Below are 19,450 nucleotides of genomic sequence, written 5' to 3' on the forward strand. Positions count from 1 at the left end.
ATTTTATCCTTGCCTGATTAACGTTTTCCGCTGTGCAACCAGAACGGTTCCTGATTGTTTGCCTCATTACGGAAATGTTCAATTTCGATGCGTTGCCCGGTCGCAATAGCGTGACGCAGCCCCTGCCAGTTCTCCAGCCAGGCTTGCGCGACGACAGGATCGTAGTAACCCGCCAGCAACAATATCGAATCAATATCACGCGTCAGGCGTGGCAACTGGTCATGGTAGCGATCGCCTAACGGCTGGCAGAAAACGCTTTTCAGTTCAGCGGCATGGCGGGAAAGATGGATATCGGCAAAACGTTTGAAGGAATCGCTCATTTTACTCTGCGCTTTGGCATCTAAAAACGGCTGCCAGGCTTTGCTTACCAGCCATTCGGTCAATGCCAGCTTCGCCATTGCCGTTTCGGTAGAGTAGACCGCCGTCACGGCAGAAACCGCTGAAGCGATGGTCGCTTCGCATTGAGTCAATAAATCACGTAAGTGAGTGCTCGCTTTACGCGGCACAATGCCACCGAACAGCATCAGCGTATGACGGACCAGGCCAATGGCTGCCAGCACCTGCTCTTTCGCCGCATCATTGCCGCGTACCCATAGTTCTTCATGATACTGCCATTGCGCTAACGCCAGCTCGAGCGCAGCTTCCAGCCCCTGCTCGACATCAGCTTTTGCCGCAACATGTAAAATGGTGGTCGGTTTGATTTCACGCGCGGGATTGCCCTGCGCCAGATGATAGCCACGCGCCGCTTTGCTCAGGCTGCCCTGGCGTAATCCGGTTTGCGATACCAGTTGGTTCGCCAGTTTCAGCACCGCACGCATGTCGCCGCTAAGCAGTTCCAGTTCCAGCTCGCAGATAGACTCAGCAAATTCCCCCGCTTTCACTTCCCCCTGGTCGAGGGCGATTTCAATTTGGCTACCATCGACCTCCACCAGCCATTTTTCGCGATAAAAATCGGTGCTGAACAGCGGTTGTACGCGGGAAGCGAGATCGGCAGGCAATTCGCCGTTCGGCCAGACTTCCGTCGGTAACTGCGCCAGGTCGAGCGTCGGTTCGCTCAACGCCACGTTATATTCCGGGCGCTGGTGTAAGCCGCCTGTCACTCTTCCTGCAACTTTCATGGTCATCTCATAGCGACCGTTTTCGCCACGAATACGCAAGCCCATGTCGTGCCCACGCAGCCAGTTATCCGGCGTTTCGTAGTAAATATTCAACAACTGCACGGGGTCATGGTGCTCGCCGCCCAGCGTATTGAGATGGTCACGCAACGCCTCAACGACACTGTGATTAACAATAAACTTTAATTCGATTTCCTGAGCCATGGCCTTTACTTATCGGTTATGTCACATAAGTGACGATGAACGGCGAACTTAATGCGATCTTTTTTGTCAGTAGATAGTATTTTGCGCCAAATTGCCATGCAACGGGCAATTTGACGGGCGTAAAAGTTTGAAGCAGTGGCAAGACCTGACACAGAGGATTCCGATTGATGTCGAATGCTTTGCGTAGCGACACTGATGCCACTACTATCGTTCCACTTTCCATGACAATAACGACAGCCTGATGCCAAAATTACGCCTGATCGGATTAACTTTACTCGCACTTAGCGCCACTGCCGTCTCACACGCTGAAGAAACGCGCTATGTTTCTGATGAACTGAATACCTGGGTCCGTAGCGGTCCGGGAGATCATTATCGCCTCGTGGGCACGGTTAACGCCGGCGAGGAAGTGACCTTATTACAAACTGACGCCAACACCAATTATGCCCAGGTGAAAGACAGCTCTGGCCGTACCGCCTGGATCCCGTTGAAACAACTTAGCACTGAGCCAAGTCTGCGCTCCCGTGTGCCAGATCTGGAAAATCAGGTCAAAACCCTGACTGATAAACTCACCAATATCGATAACACCTGGAATCAGCGCACCGCAGAAATGCAGCAAAAAGTGGCGCAGAGCGACAGCGTGATCAACGGGTTAAAAGAAGAAAATCAGAAACTGAAAAACGAGCTGATTGTCGCGCAGAAAAAGGTCGATGCCGCCAGCGTACAGCTGGATGACAAACAGCGCACCATCATCATGCAATGGTTTATGTATGGCGGCGGCGTGCTGGGGCTTGGCTTGCTGCTTGGTCTGGTACTGCCGCACCTGATCCCAACGCGCAAACGCAAAGATCGCTGGATGAACTAAATCGCCTTCTTCGTTGCACTGTCTTATTATTAGGAATTGTGTATTTGACGAAGGGATGATGGCGTGAAGATTTATCTGGTCGGTGGTGCTGTTCGGGATGCATTGTTAGGGCTACCGGTCAAAGACAGAGATTGGGTGGTGGTCGGCAGTACGCCACAGGAGATGCTCGACGCGGGCTACCAGCAGGTAGGCCGCGATTTTCCTGTTTTTCTGCATCCGCAAACGCATGAAGAGTATGCGCTGGCACGTACTGAACGGAAATCCGGTTCCGGTTACACCGGTTTTACCTGCTATGCCGCACCGGATGTCACGCTGGAAGATGATCTTAAGCGTCGCGATCTGACCATTAATGCGCTGGCCCAGGACGATAACGGCGAGATTATCGACCCGTACAACGGTCTGGGCGATCTGCAAAATCGTCTGTTGCGCCATGTTTCCCCCGCTTTTGGCGAAGATCCGTTACGCGTATTGCGCGTGGCGCGTTTTGCTGCGCGTTATGCCCACCTCGGTTTTCGTATTGCCGATGAAACTCTGGCACTGATGCGCGAGATGACCCATGCGGGTGAACTGGAACACCTGACGCCTGAACGGGTATGGAAAGAGACGGAAAGCGCCCTCACCACCCGCAATCCCCAAGTCTTCTTCCAGGTACTACGCGATTGCGGCGCACTGCGCGTTTTATTCCCGGAAATTGACGCCCTGTTTGGCGTTCCGGCCCCTGCTAGGTGGCATCCGGAAATCGACACCGGTATTCACACCTTAATGACGCTCTCAATGGCGGCGATGCTGAGTCCGCAGGTCGATGTCCGTTTCGCAACGCTATGCCACGATCTCGGTAAAGGACTGACGCCGCCAGAACTTTGGCCGCGTCATCATGGTCATGGCCCGGCGGGTGTTAAGTTAGTGGAACAACTATGCCAGCGTCTGCGCGTGCCAAATGAAATTCGCGATTTAGCCAGACTGGTGGCTGAGTTTCACGATCTCATCCACACCTTCCCAATGCTGAACCCAAAAACCATCGTCAAATTATTTGATTCCATCGACGCCTGGCGTAAACCGCAGCGTGTCGAGCAACTGGCGCTGACCAGCGAGGCTGATGTGCGCGGCAGAACCGGTTTTGAATCAGCGGACTACCCGCAAGGCCGCTGGTTGCGCGAAGCCTGGGAAGTGGCACAGTCAGTGCCGACAAAAGCCGTCGTTGAAGCGGGATTTAAAGGTGTGGAGATTCGCGAGGAGCTGACCCGACGGCGGATTGCGGCAGTAGCCAGCTGGAAGGAACAACGTTGCCCAAAGCCTGATTAAGCACTTGAATTTCAATATATTGCAAACACCGTCCAGGTCGGATAAGACGCACATGCGTCATATCCGACACTATCCCTCAATCAAAAGAACACGACATACACCGCAGCCGCCACAATAAAGCGATAAATGGCGAAAGGGATAAACGAAATGCGCTTAATCAATTGCAGGAAGGTTTTAATCGCTATCAGCGCCACCACAAAAGCGGTGATAAACCCAACGGCAAACATCGGGATATCGCCGGTTGTCAGGAAGCCCCAGCTTTTGTAGAGATCGAGCGCCGTTGCGCCCATCATCATCGGCACCGCCAGCAGGAACGAAAACTCGGAAGCAGCGTAACGGCTCACCCCCATCAGCATCCCACCTGAAATGGTCGCCCCGGAACGGGAGAAACCCGGCCACAGCGCCAGACACTGGAAGCAACCAATCATAAACGCCTGACGATAGGTCATATCATCGAGACCCGGCGCACGCGGTTCTTTTGGTTTCAGGCATTCGGCGGCAATCAGCAACAGACCGCCAACGACCAGCGCATACATCACATTTATCGGGTTAAACAATGACTTAATCGTGTCGTGGAACAACAGCCCCAGTACCACCGCCGGAATCATCCCCAGCAAAATGTGGATCAGCGTTAAACGACCTTTGCTTTCTCCTTCGTGCTGCAACGGGCGGCCAAAGTGAATACCAATAAGGCCAAACAGACGTTGCCAGAACATGACAACCACTGCCAGAATTGATCCTAACTGGATCACAACCTCAAAGGTTTTCGCCGTGTCGCCCTCAAACCCCAACAAGTGACCGACAATAATCATATGGCCCGTGCTGGATACCGGCAGAAATTCTGTCAATCCTTCGACCACACCCAATATTGCCGCTATCAGCAGCGAGTGCATATCGCTCATCAATAAACCCCTAAATTATTAAAATGTACCGCTTGTCCGAACTACTGCAGTATGACCAGGTTATAACCGTTTGGTTTAACAGCTGTAAAATTAATTATTTTCTTTCAGATTATTGCCACGCTCAATGATGACGCCAACATTCGCCGCCCGCGCAACTGCGCCTGGCTTGCTGAGTTTGATACGCACCCACGGCGAGTTGAAGCGTGCTAACAGCAGCTCTGCCACCTCTTCAGCCACGCGTTCCACCAGCGCAAAACGCGCCCCCTCGACGTGGTTGACCACCGTTTCTGCAATGTCAGCGTAACTGAGGCAATCCGCCACATCATCACTTTTCGCCGCTTTACGGTTATCCCATGCCATTTCGATATCGAACACTAACTTCTGTTCGATGGTCTGTTCCCAGTCGTAAACACCAATAGTGGTGATTACCGAAAGTTGCTCTATAAATACAATATCCATCACGTCCTGCCTGCTTTTTGGCTAACCGGATACCACTTCCGGCGAAATGTGCGTATTATCCACAGATTCATCGTTGAACACGAATTTTCAAAACGGAACAGCTTATGAGTGCAATCGCGCCTGGAATGATCCTCATCGCGTACCTCTGCGGCTCCATTTCCAGTGCCATTCTGGTTTGCCGCTTGTGTGGGCTGCCCGATCCGCGAACCAGCGGCTCCGGCAATCCAGGCGCAACCAATGTGTTACGTATCGGTGGCAAGGGAGCAGCCGTAGCAGTACTGATTTTCGACGTTCTGAAAGGAATGTTGCCCGTCTGGGGCGCGTATGAATTAGGTGTCAGCCCCTTCTGGCTAGGCTTAATTGCCATCGCCGCCTGTCTTGGACACATCTGGCCCGTTTTCTTCGGTTTTAAAGGAGGAAAAGGCGTTGCTACCGCTTTTGGTGCCATCGCACCAATTGGCTGGGATCTCACCGGAGTAATGGCGGGAACCTGGTTACTGACCGTGCTATTGAGCGGATACTCGTCGCTGGGAGCGATTGTCAGCGCACTGATTGCTCCGTTTTACGTCTGGTGGTTTAAGCCACAATTCACCTTCCCGGTTTCGATGCTCTCTTGCCTGATCCTGCTGCGTCATCATGACAACATCCAGCGTCTGTGGCGTCGTCAAGAGACAAAAATCTGGACGAAATTCAAAAGAAAGCGCGAAAAGGATCCTGAGTGATTTTTCGCGAGTCTACATAACCTGATAGCCTTCGTCGGGCTTGCCCAGCCGTTGCTGGCACCATGCCGCCAGAAATTCCACGCAGACACGTAATTTCATGCTGCGATAGAGCGGCTCCCGGTAAACCGCCCAGATATTGGCGCTTTGTGCATACTCCGGCAATACTCGCACCAGTTTGCCACTCTCCAGAAACGGCAAAACATCCCACTCAGAACGCAGCATAATTCCTTTTCCTTCCAGCGCCCATTGCAGCACAATCTCACCACTATTGGAGGAAAGGTGCCCGCTTACCTTCACCGATTTTTTCTCCTGACCGTTCCCCAACTCCCATATTCCGTGGGTCATATCACGCTCTTTGGTCACCAGACAGTCATGACGACTTAATTCCTGCAAGGATTGTGGCTGCGGATATTTTTGCAGATACTCAGGTGCAGCACATAATATTCGTTTATTTTTTGTCAAAAGATGCGCAATATAATAATCAGGAATTTCGTCATTAATACGAATATCCAGATCAATATTATCCTGCACTAAATCAATTTGCCGATCGAACAATTCAAAATGCACCTGTAACTCAGGATAATTGCGCATCAGTTCGGTAATAGCTGGCGCAATATGGCTGCGCCCAAAACCAAAACTACAGCCAATACGAATCATCCCCTCCGGGCGCGTTTTGATTTGCGTAACGTCATCGACCAGTCGCTGATATTGGGTGAGGATTTCCAGCGCATGCTCGTAACAACGTTGGCCACTTTCAGTCAGCGCCACGCCGCGAGCGGAGCGGTTCAGCAGCGTTGTTGCCAGCGTATTTTCAAGGATTTGGATCCGCTTGGTGACAAATGCAGGCGTCTGCCCAAGCGTCGCCGCTGCAGCGCTAAAACTCCCGCTGTGGACGATTTCTACCAGTACCTGCAAATCTTTGGCTAAAGGCCAGCTATTCAGCATCGTTAATTATCCGCAGTTGTGATAAGCGCAGTGTATTTCGCAAAACATTGCCATTCCCTGCTCTGGCGCAATATTCATTCTTATTTTCGCGTTGATTCACGAACTGTTAATTACATATTCACGGTGGCAAAAAATATAAAACCACATTTTTAGTGGTAGTTTGTTGCAGTGAATTTTTCCAGACAAATAAAGAAACTGGAGTTGCCATGATGAGCGAAAGTAATAAGCAACAGGCAGTGAATAAGTTGACGGAGATTGTCGCTAACTTTACCGCCATGATTTCTACCCGAATGCCTGATGACGTGGTGGATAAACTAAAACAGCTAAAGGATGCCGAAACGTCGTCGATGGGGAAAATTATCTACCATACGATGTTCGACAACATGCAAAAAGCGATTGACCTGAATCGTCCTGCCTGTCAGGACACCGGGGAGATTATGTTCTTCGTTAAAGTCGGTTCCCGCTTCCCACTGCTTGGCGAGCTGCAAAGCATACTCAAACAAGCCGTGGAAGAGGCAACCGTCAAAGCGCCACTGCGTCACAATGCGGTAGAAATTTTTGACGAAGTAAATACCGGCAAAAATACCGGTAGCGGCGTACCGTGGGTCACCTGGGACATCATCCCCGACAATGACGATGCGGAAATCGAAGTTTACATGGCAGGCGGCGGCTGCACGCTACCAGGCCGCTCGAAAGTGTTAATGCCGTCAGAAGGCTACGAAGGCGTAGTGAAATTCGTCTTCGAAAATATCTCCACCCTCGCCGTAAACGCCTGTCCACCGGTACTGGTGGGCGTGGGCATCGCCACCTCGGTGGAAACCGCCGCCGTGCTCTCGCGAAAAGCCATTTTGCGCCCGATTGGCAGCCGCCATCCAAATCCAAAAGCGGCAGAGCTGGAAGTACGCCTGGAAGAAGGACTCAACCGTCTGGGGATTGGTCCACAAGGGCTGACTGGCAACAGTTCAGTGATGGGCGTGCATATCGAATCTGCCGCCCGCCATCCGTCAACCATCGGCGTTGCTGTTTCTACAGGCTGCTGGGCGCATCGTCGCGGCACACTGCTGGTTCATGCCGATCTCTCCTTTGAAAATCTGTCTCACACCCGGAGCGCGTTATGAAAAAGATCCTGACAACCCCGATCAAAGCTGAAGATCTGCAAGATATTCGCGTCGGCGATGTGATCTACCTGACCGGTACGCTGGTGACCTGCCGTGACGTTTGTCACCGCCGCTTGATCGAACTGAAACGTCCGATCCCTTACGATCTCAACGGCAAAGCGATTTTCCACGCTGGCCCCATCGTGCGCAAAAACGGCGACAAATGGGAGATGGTATCCGTCGGCCCGACAACCAGTATGCGTATGGAAAGTTTTGAACGTGAATTTATCGAACAGACCGGCGTGAAACTGGTGGTCGGCAAAGGCGGAATGGGGCCGCTGACCGAAGAAGGCTGCCAGAAATTCAAGGCGCTGCATGTGATTTTCCCGGCAGGCTGCGCAGTACTGGCGGCAACCCAGGTGGAAGAGATTGAAGAAGTGCATTGGACAGAACTCGGGATGCCGGAGTCGCTGTGGGTCTGCCGGGTCAAAGAGTTCGGTCCGCTGATTGTCTCTATTGATACCCACGGCAACAACCTGATAGCCGAAAACAAAAAGCTGTTCGCCGAACGCCGCGATCCCATCGTGGAAGAGATTTGCGAGCACGTCCACTACATCAAATAACCCTCCCGGAGAGGCTCACCCCCTCTCCTTTTTCGCAGGCATAACACGATGAAACCTTCCACTGAATGGTGGCGATACCTTGCGCCGCTGGCGGTCATCGCCATTATTGCTCTAATTCCGGTTCCCGCAGGGCTGGAGAGTCATACCTGGCTCTACTTTGCCGTTTTTACTGGCGTGATCGTTGGACTGATCCTCGAACCCGTGCCGGGTGCCGTGGTGGCGATGGTGGGTATCTCCATTATCGCCATTCTCTCACCGTGGCTACTGTTTAGCCCGGAGCAGCTTGCCCAGCCAGGTTTTAAGTTCACCGCCAAATCCCTCTCCTGGGCGGTTTCTGGTTTTTCTAATTCGGTTATCTGGCTGATTTTCGCCGCCTTTATGTTTGGCACAGGCTATGAAAAACCGGGCTGGGGCGACGTATCGCGCTGATTCTGGTGAAAAAGATGGGGCATCGTACGCTGTTTCTCGGCTATGCGGTGATGTTCTCCGAGCTGATCCTGGCACCTGTAACACCGTCCAACTCGGCGCGCGGTGCGGGGATTATCTATCCCATCATCCGTAACCTGCCACCGCTCTATCAATCACAACCAAACGACAGCAGTTCGCGCAGCATTGGCTCGTACATCATGTGGATGGGGATTATTGCCGACTGCGTGACCAGCGCCATTTTCCTGACGGCGATGGCTCCAAATTTGCTGTTAATTGGACTGATGAAAAGCGCATCTCACGCCACGCTGAGCTGGGGCGACTGGTTCCTCGGGATGTTGCCGCTCAGCATTTTACTGGTTCTGCTGGTTCCCTGGCTGGCTTACGTGCTGTACCCGCCGGTACTGAAGTCTGGCGATCAGGTGCCGCGCTGGGCAGAGACGGAACTGCAGGCAATGGGCCCGCTCTGTTCGCGTGAAAAACGGATGCTGGGGCTGATGGTAGGCGCACTGGTGCTGTGGATTTTTGGCGGTGATTATATCGATGCCGCGATGGTCGGTTACAGCGTGGTGGCGCTGATGCTGCTTCTGCGCATTATCTGCTGGGACGATATTGTCAGTAATAAAGCGGCGTGGAACGTTTTCTTCTGGCTGGCCTCGCTTATCACCCTCGCTACCGGACTCAACAACACCGGTTTTATTAGCTGGTTTGGCAAACTGTTAGCAGGCAGCTTAAGCGGTTATTCGCCAACGATAGTGATGGTGGCGTTGATTGTGGTCTTTTATCTGCTGCGCTACTTTTTTGCCAGCGCCACAGCGTATACCTCCGCTCTCGCACCGATGATGATTGCCGCCGCGCTGGCGATGCCGGAAATCCCGCTGCCGGTGTTCTGCCTGATGGTTGGTGCGGCAATTGGTCTGGGGAGCATTCTTACGCCATACGCCACCGGACCCAGTCCGATTTACTACGGCAGTGGTTATCTGCCAACGGTGGATTACTGGCGACTGGGGGCAATTTTTGGGCTGATATTCCTCGTGTTGCTGGTGATTACCGGCTTACTGTGGATGCCCATGGTGTTGCTTTAAGTGAGGACGGTGCCGGAAGTGACTCTCCGGCACCCAATAGTTTTACGCAGCCGGTAACTCCGCCAGCGGCCAGCGCGGACGCACGCTAACGCCGAGATCCGCCGTCGCGCCTGCTTTAAACCGCACCATTCCGGCATAGGCGATCATCGCGCCGTTATCAGTACAAAATTCCGGACGCGCGTAGAACACTTCGCCACGGCGTTTTTTCATCATTTCAGCCAGCTTCGCCCGTAACGTGCGGTTAGCACTCACGCCGCCCGCCATGACCAGTCGCTTAAAGCCCGTCTGATCCAGCGCTCGCTTACACTTAATCATCAACGTATCGACCACCGCATCTTCAAAGGCGCGGGCGATATCAGCACGCGTCTGGTCGTCGGTGCCGTTATCACGAATGGTATTTGCCGCGAAGGTTTTCAGACCAGAAAAGCTGAAATCCAGCCCTGGACGGTCGGTCATCGGGCGCGGGAAGACAAAGCGCCCGGCTGTACCCTGAGCCGCCATTTTCGACAGTAATGGTCCGCCAGGATAATCCAGCCCCAGCAGCTTCGCGGTTTTATCAAACGCTTCACCAGCCGCATCATCGATAGACTCGCCGAGCAGCTCGTACTGACCAATGCCAGTCACGCTGATTAACTGCGTATGACCGCCGGAAACCAGCAGCGCCACAAACGGAAATTCCGGTGGGTTATCTTCCAGCATCGGCGCTAACAGATGCCCTTCCATATGGTGTACCGGGATCGCCGGAACGTCCCAGGCAAACGCCAGAGAACGCCCCACGGTCGCGCCAACCAGCAGTGCGCCGACTAATCCAGGGCCTGCGGTATAGGCCACAGCATCAATGTTTTTTGCCGTTAAACCAGACTCCTTTAGCGCCGCCTGGATCAACGGTACGGTTTTACGCACGTGATCGCGGGAGGCCAGTTCAGGCACGACGCCGCCGTAGTCAGCGTGCAATTTCACCTGACTATACAATTGGTTGGCTAACAAACCTTTTTCATCGTCGTAAATGGCGATGCCGGTTTCATCGCAGGAAGTTTCAATACCCAGTACACGCATGACTTGTTTTACCTCGCTTTATTACCGCGCAGTGTAGGACCAATGCGGGTTGATGTAAAACTTTGTTCGCCCCTGGAGAAAGCCTCGTGTATACTCCTCACCCTTATAAAAGTCCCTTTCAAAAAAGGCCGCGGTGCTTTACAAAGCAGCAGCAATTGCAGTAAAATTCCGCACCATTTTGAAATAAGCTGGCGTTGATGCCAGCGGCAAACCGAATTAATCAAAGGTGAGAGGCACATGCCGGTAATTAAAGTACGTGAAAACGAGCCGTTCGACGTAGCTCTGCGTCGCTTCAAGCGTTCCTGCGAAAAAGCAGGTGTTCTGGCGGAAGTTCGTCGTCGTGAGTTCTATGAAAAACCGACTACCGAACGTAAGCGCGCTAAAGCTTCTGCAGTGAAACGTCACGCGAAGAAACTGGCTCGCGAAAACGCACGCCGCACTCGTCTGTACTAATTCCCCGAGAGCGTTGCTCTCCGATCAGACCGAGTTGTAGTTGTAAGGCCGTGCTTCCGAAAGGAATGCGCGGCTTATTTTCGTTTATGAATTGCTAAAAATCGGGGCCTATGGCTGGACGAATCCCACGCGTATTCATTAATGATCTGCTGGCACGCACTGACATCGTCGATCTGATCGATGCCCGTGTAAAGCTGAAAAAGCAGGGCAAGAATTTCCACGCGTGTTGTCCATTCCACAACGAGAAAACCCCATCATTCACCGTTAACGGTGAGAAACAGTTTTACCACTGCTTTGGATGTGGCGCGCACGGCAACGCGATCGACTTCCTGATGAACTACGACAAGCTTGAGTTCGTCGAAACGGTCGAAGAGCTGGCGGCAATGCACAATCTTGAAGTGCCATTTGAAGCAGGTAGCGGCCCCAGCCAGATCGAGCGCCATCAACGACAAACGCTTTATCAGTTGATGGACGGTCTGAATACGTTTTACCAACAATCTTTACAGCAACCTGTTGCCACGTCTGCGCGCCAGTATCTGGAAAAACGCGGATTAAGCCACGAGGTTATCGCCCGCTTTGCGATTGGTTTTGCCCCCCCTGGCTGGGACAACGTCCTGAAGCGGTTTGGCGGCAATCCAGAAAATCGCCAGTCATTGATTGATGCGGGCATGTTGGTCACTAACGATCAGGGGCGCAGTTACGACCGTTTCCGCGAGCGGGTGATGTTCCCCATTCGTGATAAACGCGGTCGGGTGGTTGGTTTTGGCGGACGCGTGCTGGGCAACGATACCCCCAAATACCTGAACTCGCCGGAAACGGACATTTTCCATAAAGGCCGCCAGCTTTACGGTCTTTATGAAGCGCAGCAGGATAACGCTGAACCCAATCGTCTGCTTGTGGTCGAAGGCTATATGGACGTGGTGGCGCTGGCGCAATACGGCATTAATTACGCCGTTGCGTCGTTAGGTACGTCAACCACCGCCGATCACATACAACTGTTGTTCCGCGCGACCAACAATGTCATTTGCTGTTATGACGGCGACCGTGCAGGCCGCGATGCCGCCTGGCGAGCGCTGGAAACGGCGTTGCCTTACATGACAGACGGCCGTCAGCTACGCTTTATGTTTTTGCCGGATGGCGAAGACCCTGACACGCTGGTACGAAAAGAAGGTAAAGAAGCGTTTGAAGCGCGGATGGAGCAGGCGATGCCACTCTCCGCATTTCTGTTTAACAGTCTGATGCCGCAAGTTGATCTGAGTACCCCTGACGGGCGCGCACGTTTGAGTACGCTGGCACTGCCACTGATATCGCAAGTGCCGGGCGAAACGCTGCGAATATATCTTCGTCAGGAATTAGGCAACAAATTAGGCATACTTGATGACAGCCAGCTTGAACGATTAATGCCAAAAGCGGCAGAGAGCGGCGTTTCTCGCCCTGTTCCGCAGCTAAAACGCACGACCATGCGTATACTTATAGGGTTGCTGGTGCAAAATCCAGAATTAGCGACGTTGGTCCCGCCGCTTGAGAATCTGGATGAAAATAAGCTCCCTGGACTTGGCTTATTCAGAGAACTGGTCAACACTTGTCTCTCTCAGCCAGGTCTGACCACCGGGCAACTTTTAGAGCACTATCGTGGTACAAATAATGCTGCCACCCTTGAAAAACTGTCGATGTGGGACGATATAGCAGATAAGAATATTGCTGAGCAAACCTTCACCGACTCACTCAACCATATGTTTGATTCGCTGCTTGAACTGCGCCAGGAAGAGTTAATCGCTCGTGAGCGCACGCATGGTTTAAGCAACGAAGAACGCCTGGAGCTCTGGACATTAAACCAGGAGCTGGCGAAAAAGTGATTTAACGGCTTAAGTGCCGAAGAGCGATCGGGAAGCCCCCGACAGCCGCACTGAGAGGCAGCGGCAAATATATAAGTACGCCCTCGTAATTATCGTTGGCGGTAAACAACCGTTGGATTTCAGCGTTAACGGCTGAAGGACATCGGGTCAATCGCCCAACACCAACCTCATGAAATAAGTGTGGATACCGTCTTATGGAGCAAAACCCGCAGTCACAGCTGAAACTTCTTGTCACCCGTGGTAAGGAGCAAGGCTATCTGACCTATGCCGAGGTCAATGACCATCTGCCGGAAGATATCGTCGATTCAGATCAGATCGAAGACATCATCCAAATGATCAACGACATGGGCATTCAGGTGATGGAAGAAGCACCGGATGCCGATGATCTGATGCTGGCTGAAAACACCGCGGACGAAGATGCTGCCGAAGCCGCCGCGCAGGTGCTTTCCAGCGTGGAATCTGAAATCGGGCGCACGACTGACCCGGTACGCATGTACATGCGTGAAATGGGCACCGTTGAACTGTTGACCCGCGAAGGCGAAATTGACATCGCTAAGCGTATTGAAGACGGGATCAACCAGGTTCAATGCTCCGTTGCTGAATATCCGGAAGCGATCACCTATCTGCTGGAACAGTACGATCGTGTTGAAGCAGAAGAAGCGCGTCTGTCCGATCTGATCACCGGCTTTGTTGACCCGAACGCAGAAGAAGATCTGGCACCTACCGCCACTCACGTCGGTTCTGAGCTTTCCCAGGAAGATCTGGACGATGACGAAGATGAAGACGAAGAAGATGGCGATGACGACAGCGCCGATGATGACAACAGCATCGACCCGGAACTGGCTCGTGAAAAATTTGCGGAACTGCGCGCTCAGTACGTTGTAACGCGTGACACCATCAAAGCGAAAGGTCGCAGTCACGCTGCCGCTCAGGAAGAGATCCTGAAACTGTCTGAAGTATTCAAACAGTTCCGCCTGGTGCCGAAGCAGTTTGACTACCTGGTCAACAGCATGCGCGTCATGATGGACCGCGTTCGTACGCAAGAACGTCTGATCATGAAGCTCTGCGTTGAGCAGTGCAAAATGCCGAAGAAAAACTTCATTACCCTGTTTACCGGCAACGAAACCAGCGATACCTGGTTCAACGCGGCAATTGCAATGAACAAGCCGTGGTCGGAAAAACTGCACGATGTCTCTGAAGAAGTGCATCGCGCCCTGCAGAAACTGCAGCAGATTGAAGAAGAAACAGGCCTGACCATCGAGCAGGTTAAAGATATCAACCGTCGTATGTCCATCGGTGAAGCAAAAGCCCGCCGTGCGAAGAAAGAGATGGTTGAAGCGAACTTACGTCTGGTTATTTCTATCGCCAAGAAATACACCAACCGTGGCTTGCAGTTCCTTGACCTGATTCAGGAAGGTAACATCGGCCTGATGAAAGCGGTAGATAAGTTCGAATATCGCCGTGGTTACAAGTTCTCCACCTACGCAACCTGGTGGATCCGTCAGGCGATCACCCGTTCTATCGCGGATCAGGCGCGCACCATCCGTATTCCGGTGCATATGATTGAGACTATCAACAAACTCAACCGTATTTCTCGCCAGATGCTGCAAGAGATGGGCCGTGAACCAACGCCGGAAGAACTGGCTGAACGTATGCTGATGCCGGAAGACAAGATCCGCAAAGTGCTGAAGATCGCCAAAGAGCCAATCTCCATGGAAACGCCGATCGGTGATGATGAAGATTCGCATCTGGGGGATTTCATCGAGGATACCACCCTCGAGCTGCCGCTGGATTCTGCGACCACCGAAAGCCTGCGTGCGGCAACGCACGACGTGCTGGCTGGCCTGACCGCGCGTGAAGCGAAAGTTCTGCGTATGCGTTTCGGTATCGACATGAACACCGACCACACGCTGGAAGAAGTGGGTAAACAATTCGACGTTACCCGCGAACGTATCCGTCAGATCGAAGCGAAGGCGCTGCGCAAACTGCGTCACCCGAGCCGTTCTGAAGTGCTGCGTAGCTTCCTGGACGATTAATCGGTAGGCCGGATCAGGTGTTACGCCGCACCCGGCACTAGTCCCTCCGCACAAACGCCACCTTTTCGGTGGCGTTTTTATCGCCCACGCACCACCAGTGCCTGGTCCAGCTCGCGATACGCTTCAACCAGTTTCTCCAGTGAAACGCGACTTAAACCACTGGGATTTGGCAGCACCCAAATCTGCGTCGAACCAATGGTGAGCGTTTGTTGCCCCCACTGTGCACCGCGCTGGCTGAATGCCTGTTCATATGCTTGTTTGCCCAGAATCGCCAACGCCTGCGGCTGATAATCTTCAATTTTTTCAATCAGCTTACGCCCGCCTGCGTGTAGCTCCTGCTTTGAAACTTCATTGGCTTGCACCGTTGGACGGTCTACCAGTTTGGTGACGCCACAACGATAATCCAGCAGATGCTGTGCCTCCTGCGGCTTCAACTGACGGTCGGTAAACCCGGCCTGATATATCACCTTCCAGAAGCGATTTGCCGGATGAGCAAAGGGAAAACCAGTCCCGGCGGATGAAAGCCCAGGGTTGATACCGCAAAACACGACCCGTAACCCTGGAGCCAAAATATCCTCAACCATATTTACTCCTTTCTAACATCACCAGGAAAAGTATAACGGATTGAAAATACATTGTTTATAAAAACAGCAGGCGCGCGGTAATGGCTGGATTGCGACACGGAGTTACTTTATAATCCGCTACCATGGCCCCTTAGCTCAGTGGTTAGAGCAGGCGACTCATAATCGCTTGGTCGCTGGTTCAAGTCCAGCAGGGGCCACCAGATATAGCAAAGGCTGACGAGAAATCGTCAGCCTTTTTCTTTTTATATATCAGTTACTTTGCGTGCCAGTAAGCCGCTGCACGTACCCGCTGTGGGTCATACTGTTCCGCTTCAAAGCGGCGGCTTAAATTCTTAACGACTTTGCCTTCGCCGGTTATCCAGATGAAGTAATCATCGGCAGGGATTTGCATCTGCGCCAGACGCGCATCTACCGCCTGCTCATCATGCGCCAGCCATTCGATATTAAAACCATCAAGGTGCGCGAGATAATCCTGGCAGGCGTGATCCCGCACGCTAACCAGTGCGCTAACTTGCGGTTTAACGGCAAGTTTGCTCAACGTTTCCAGGCGGCGGCGCAGTGCGGGCATTCCGGATTCATCGCAGACATACAGCTGATACGCGTAATCCTCTGGCACCACCAGCGAACCGCGCGGACCTGCCACCGTAAGTTTATCGCCCGGTTGCGCCTGCATTGCCCAGCTGCTGGCGACGCCACCTTCGTGAATAAAGAAATCAATCGCCAGTTCATGGCGTAGTTCGTCATACAGCGGCGTATAGTCACGCGACGGTGGGCGTGGTCCTTCCGGCCAGACGATACCCTCTTCCGTTACCGTTGGCGGCACAAAGTGAGCATCAGATTGAGGAAAGAAGAGTTTGCTGTGATCGTCAAAGCCGCGCGATGTAAAACCGTCCAGCGCCTCGCCGCCAAGGACAATGCGCTGAAAACCGGCGCTAATACGCTCAACGCGTAGCACAGTCAGTTCACGGAAGCGCAGATCATTGCGAACGCGCTGCGGGTAGCGGGGGGAGTTATTCATTGTTATCGCCTTCGTGATAGTAATCAGATATATCTAAATAAATTTCGTAAATGATAATGATTGTTAATCATGATAAATGCAAGCGATTTGTAGAACTGATATATCTGAGGTATGAGAAGACATTCAACGTCGTAGAAAGGCTGGTGGATGCGGCGTGAACGCCTTATCCGGCCTACGTGTGAGATGAATCCACGTTTAAAAATCATTTTTGTACTTGCAGTAATGCTCATATCAGATATAAATTAGATATATCTAATTAAACAAAAGGAGGCTGATATGAGCCATCATCACGAAGGGTGTTGTAAACATGAAGGCCAGCCACGCCATGAGGGCTGCTGCAAAGGTGAGAAGTCAGAACACGAGCACTGCGGACACGGTCACCAGCATGAACACGGTCAATGCTGCGGTGGTCGCCACGGTCGCGGCGGCGGTCGTCGGCAACGTTTCTTTGGTCACGGTGAATTGCGTCTGGTGATTCTGGATATTCTCTCGCGCGATGACAGCCACGGTTACGAATTGATTAAAGCGATTGAGAATCTAACCCAGGGGAATTACACCCCAAGCCCGGGTGTCATCTACCCGACGCTGGATTTTCTGCAGGAGCAGTCGCTGATTACCATCCGCGAAGAGGAAGGTGGTAAGAAGCAGATTGCGCTGACCGAACAGGGCGCGCAGTGGCTGGAAGAAAACCGCGAACAGGTGGAGATGATCGAAGAACGCATCAAAGCGCGTTGCGTTGGTGCTGCACTCCGCCAGAACCCGCAAATGAAGCGGGCACTGGATAATTTTAAAGCGGTGCTGGATTTACGCGTCAACCAAAGCGATATCACTGATGCACAAATAAAAAAGATCATTGCGGTGATCGACCGCGCCGCTTTTGATATTACGCAACTGGATTAATCACCGATTGCCGGATGCGACATACCGATTAATGCAGCACCGTCACCGCGTCTTCCAGTCGGCTGGCGCGGTGTTTCACCATCGCCGACACCTGCGCACTCTCTTCCACCAGCTCGGCATTTTTCTGGGTGATGAGGTTAAGCTCATCCACTGCACGGGTCAGGCTGGAAAGCCCATCGGCCTGTTCCAGCGTTGAATGGCTAATCTGGGCGATCAACTGGGTGACGTTTTTCACCTGTGCCACAATATCTTCCATCGTCCGTCCGGCTGCGTGTACCTGCTGCGAACCGGATTGCACCTTATCAGCACTGGCATCAATCAGCTTGCGAATATCGTTGGCAGCATTGGCGCTGCGGCTGGCTAAATGACGCACTTCCCCTGCCACCACTGCAAAACCTTTGCCTTGTTCGCCGGCTCGTGCCGCTTCCACCGCCGCATTCAGGGCCAGAATATTGGTCTGAAACGCAATATCGTTAATCAGCGAAGTAATGGTGCCAATGCGCTGGGTACTGTCGGCGATATCGTCCATTGTCTTGATCACCGTGGTCATCGCCTCCCCGCCCTGCACTGCCGCATTACTGGCAGTGATAGAAAGTTTATCGGCAGCCGACGCCGTGGCAGAGTTCTGTTTCACCGACGCCGCCATTTGGTTCATGGTCGCCACCGTTTGCTGAACGTTATCAACTGTCTGCTGGGTATGTTCGTTCAGTTCATCGGTGCCTTTCGCCAGCGTCTCACTGCCATTTCTGACACTGGACACCTGGCTTGAGACATCGTTAATTAGCCAACGGCACATCAGGCCAAGCTGCCCTACCGCGCGTAATGTCAGCCCCAGCTCATCGCTGCGATTCAGATGCTCAACACTATTACGCTCTCCGGTCGCCACCTTCAGTGCCTGACGGGCGACATTTTCTATCGGGCGGACAATCTGCCATTCAAAACAGGCGCTTGCCAACAATACCACTAACGCACAGAGGATATACGTCACCACCGGGGCAGCAACAAACCAAAGCATGACCGCCAGCAAGATAAACATCAGGGTCATCACGCCACGCGCCCGCCAGCGAAGCGGTAATGAAGGCAGTTTACCCAGCCAGCCTTTACGCACCACCAGGCCTTTATGAATACGCTTACTGGTACGTCCGGCGTTCAACGCTTTGTACAGCGGCTCCACCGCCGCGATCTCTTCATCCGTCGCCCGGGTGCGAATCGACATATAGCCACTGATTTTTCCCTCGCGCACCATCGGTACCGCATTGGCCCGCACCCAATAATGGTCGCCATTTTTGCGGCGATTTTTCACGATGCCGCTCCAGGGCTCCCCTTTTTTCAGGGTGAACCACATATCTGCAAACGCCGCTTTTGGCATATCCGGGTGACGCACCATGTTGTGCGGCTGCCCTTGTAACTCTTGCAAGGTAAAGCCGCTCACCTGCACAAAAGTGTCATTAGCATGAGTGATATAGCTTTGCAGATCGGTAGTGGACATCAGAGTGGTATCGTCCGCCAGCGGGGTATTTTGCTGGGTGACATACGGATGAGAAGACATGTTCGCGTCCTGTGCAGGTTATATGGTTGTTAACTTCTTGTCAGAGTTTATGTCGGCCCCGCTGCGGTTATCTTTAACTGATTAATTTGATTTAGATCGCAATTTGCGATTAAAGCATAAATCTAATCCCTTGATTTAAAATACTTTCACTCTGTTACTATACGAAAACGTTAATTATCTTGCCCAAAAATCAGGCAGTTGTTGCCCTGAAAGTGTGCATTTGCGCAGCAATCGCCAAATCCATACCCGACAAAAA

Annotated in this window: 17 protein-coding genes, 1 tRNA gene and 1 pseudogene; 11 read left to right on the forward strand and 8 right to left on the reverse strand. The window is 52.6% G+C overall.

The features are described 5' to 3' along the window. Positions 1–17 precede the first annotated feature (17 nt). Positions 18–1,319: an inorganic triphosphatase gene (gene ygiF, locus ACJHXB_RS02420; protein ID WP_410233458.1), complete on the reverse strand. Its 1,302-nt coding sequence runs from the start codon at positions 1,317–1,319 to the stop codon at positions 18–20. Between the two features lie 241 nt (positions 1,320–1,560). On the opposite strand from ygiF, the gene ACJHXB_RS02425 reads away from it, so the two are divergent. Next, positions 1,561–2,181 carry a TIGR04211 family SH3 domain-containing protein gene (locus ACJHXB_RS02425; RefSeq protein ID WP_001125332.1) on the forward strand — a complete coding sequence of 207 codons (621 nt, stop codon included), beginning with the start codon at positions 1,561–1,563 and terminating at the stop codon, positions 2,179–2,181. Between the two features lie 63 nt (positions 2,182–2,244). Further along, on the forward strand, positions 2,245–3,483 hold the full coding sequence (cca, locus tag ACJHXB_RS02430; protein ID WP_000708491.1) for a fused tRNA nucleotidyltransferase/2',3'-cyclic phosphodiesterase/2' nucleotidase/phosphatase Cca: 1,239 nt from the start codon (positions 2,245–2,247) through the stop codon (positions 3,481–3,483). 80 nt (positions 3,484–3,563) lie between these two features. On the opposite strand, the gene bacA is transcribed toward cca, so the two are convergent. Together bacA and folB are read right to left on the reverse strand one after the other, a co-directional pair. After that, positions 3,564–4,385, reverse strand: coding sequence for an undecaprenyl-diphosphate phosphatase (gene bacA / locus ACJHXB_RS02435; RefSeq protein WP_089626920.1), 822 nt, complete (start codon positions 4,383–4,385; stop codon positions 3,564–3,566). Between the two features lie 90 nt (positions 4,386–4,475). Then, positions 4,476–4,844, reverse strand: coding sequence for a bifunctional dihydroneopterin aldolase/7,8-dihydroneopterin epimerase (gene folB / locus ACJHXB_RS02440; protein ID WP_001469253.1), 369 nt, complete (start codon positions 4,842–4,844; stop codon positions 4,476–4,478). Between the two features lie 104 nt (positions 4,845–4,948). On the opposite strand from folB, the gene plsY reads away from it, so the two are divergent. After that, positions 4,949–5,566, forward strand: a complete 618-nt coding sequence (gene plsY, locus ACJHXB_RS02445; protein WP_001272796.1) for a glycerol-3-phosphate 1-O-acyltransferase PlsY — start codon at positions 4,949–4,951, stop codon at positions 5,564–5,566. Between the two features lie 12 nt (positions 5,567–5,578). On the opposite strand, the gene ttdR is transcribed toward plsY, so the two are convergent. Beyond that, the gene (ttdR, locus tag ACJHXB_RS02450; RefSeq protein ID WP_000935209.1) at positions 5,579–6,511 is read right to left on the reverse strand and encodes an L-tartrate utilization transcriptional activator TtdR; all 933 of its coding nucleotides are present in this window, start codon (positions 6,509–6,511) and stop codon (positions 5,579–5,581) included. 206 nt (positions 6,512–6,717) lie between these two features. On the opposite strand from ttdR, the gene ttdA reads away from it, so the two are divergent. The 3 genes and pseudogenes from ttdA (at position 6,718) to ttdT (ending at position 9,742) form a co-directional block, all read left to right on the forward strand. Continuing rightward, the gene (gene ttdA, locus ACJHXB_RS02455; RefSeq protein ID WP_000986801.1) at positions 6,718–7,629 is read left to right on the forward strand and encodes a L(+)-tartrate dehydratase subunit alpha; all 912 of its coding nucleotides are present in this window, start codon (positions 6,718–6,720) and stop codon (positions 7,627–7,629) included. Further along, positions 7,626–8,231, forward strand: coding sequence for a L(+)-tartrate dehydratase subunit beta (gene ttdB, locus ACJHXB_RS02460; protein ID WP_000722957.1), 606 nt, complete (start codon positions 7,626–7,628; stop codon positions 8,229–8,231). Before ttdA ends, ttdB begins: the two co-directional genes overlap by 4 nt. A gap of 48 nt (positions 8,232–8,279) precedes the next feature. Next, positions 8,280–9,742, forward strand: a pseudogene (gene ttdT / locus ACJHXB_RS02465) (L-tartrate/succinate antiporter). A gap of 42 nt (positions 9,743–9,784) precedes the next feature. Here ttdT and tsaD read toward each other — a convergent pair. Beyond that, positions 9,785–10,798: a tRNA (adenosine(37)-N6)-threonylcarbamoyltransferase complex transferase subunit TsaD gene (gene tsaD, locus ACJHXB_RS02470; RefSeq protein WP_001264372.1), complete on the reverse strand. Its 1,014-nt coding sequence runs from the start codon at positions 10,796–10,798 to the stop codon at positions 9,785–9,787. Positions 10,799–11,035: 237 nt separating this feature from the next. Between tsaD and rpsU the strand changes: the two genes are divergently transcribed. The 3 genes from rpsU (at position 11,036) to rpoD (ending at position 15,143) form a co-directional block, all read left to right on the forward strand. Then, a complete protein-coding gene (gene rpsU / locus ACJHXB_RS02475; protein ID WP_001144069.1) occupies positions 11,036–11,251 on the forward strand; it encodes a 30S ribosomal protein S21 in 216 nt (71 codons plus the stop codon). A 110-nt stretch (positions 11,252–11,361) separates the two neighbouring features. Then, positions 11,362–13,107: a DNA primase gene (gene dnaG, locus ACJHXB_RS02480; protein WP_000918848.1), complete on the forward strand. Its 1,746-nt coding sequence runs from the start codon at positions 11,362–11,364 to the stop codon at positions 13,105–13,107. A gap of 194 nt (positions 13,108–13,301) precedes the next feature. Next, positions 13,302–15,143, forward strand: coding sequence for an RNA polymerase sigma factor RpoD (gene rpoD, locus ACJHXB_RS02485; RefSeq protein ID WP_000437371.1), 1,842 nt, complete (start codon positions 13,302–13,304; stop codon positions 15,141–15,143). 77 nt (positions 15,144–15,220) lie between these two features. Here rpoD and mug read toward each other — a convergent pair whose 3' ends face one another. Beyond that, positions 15,221–15,727 carry a G/U mismatch-specific DNA glycosylase gene (gene mug, locus ACJHXB_RS02490; RefSeq protein ID WP_000228933.1) on the reverse strand — a complete coding sequence of 169 codons (507 nt, stop codon included), beginning with the start codon at positions 15,725–15,727 and terminating at the stop codon, positions 15,221–15,223. A 124-nt stretch (positions 15,728–15,851) separates the two neighbouring features. Here mug and ACJHXB_RS02495 point away from each other — a divergent pair. After that, positions 15,852–15,927 (forward strand) — tRNA-Ile (locus tag ACJHXB_RS02495). Positions 15,928–15,980: 53 nt separating this feature from the next. On the opposite strand, the gene nfeF is transcribed toward ACJHXB_RS02495, so the two are convergent. Then, on the reverse strand, positions 15,981–16,745 hold the full coding sequence (gene nfeF, locus ACJHXB_RS02500; protein ID WP_001065912.1) for an NADPH-dependent ferric chelate reductase NfeF: 765 nt from the start codon (positions 16,743–16,745) through the stop codon (positions 15,981–15,983). 276 nt (positions 16,746–17,021) lie between these two features. Between nfeF and nfeR the strand changes: the two genes are divergently transcribed. Next, positions 17,022–17,645, forward strand: a complete 624-nt coding sequence (gene nfeR / locus ACJHXB_RS02505) for a DNA-binding transcriptional regulator NfeR (protein ID WP_000018005.1) — start codon at positions 17,022–17,024, stop codon at positions 17,643–17,645. Positions 17,646–17,673: 28 nt separating this feature from the next. On the opposite strand, the gene aer is transcribed toward nfeR, so the two are convergent. Beyond that, positions 17,674–19,194, reverse strand: a complete 1,521-nt coding sequence (aer, locus tag ACJHXB_RS02510; protein ID WP_000094690.1) for an aerotaxis sensor receptor Aer — start codon at positions 19,192–19,194, stop codon at positions 17,674–17,676. Positions 19,195–19,450: the final 256 nt, after the last annotated feature.

Origin of the sequence: Escherichia sp. WS3227_2 (genome assembly GCF_046486495.1) — a bacterium.
Classification (GTDB): Bacteria; Pseudomonadota; Gammaproteobacteria; order Enterobacterales; family Enterobacteriaceae; genus Escherichia; species Escherichia coli.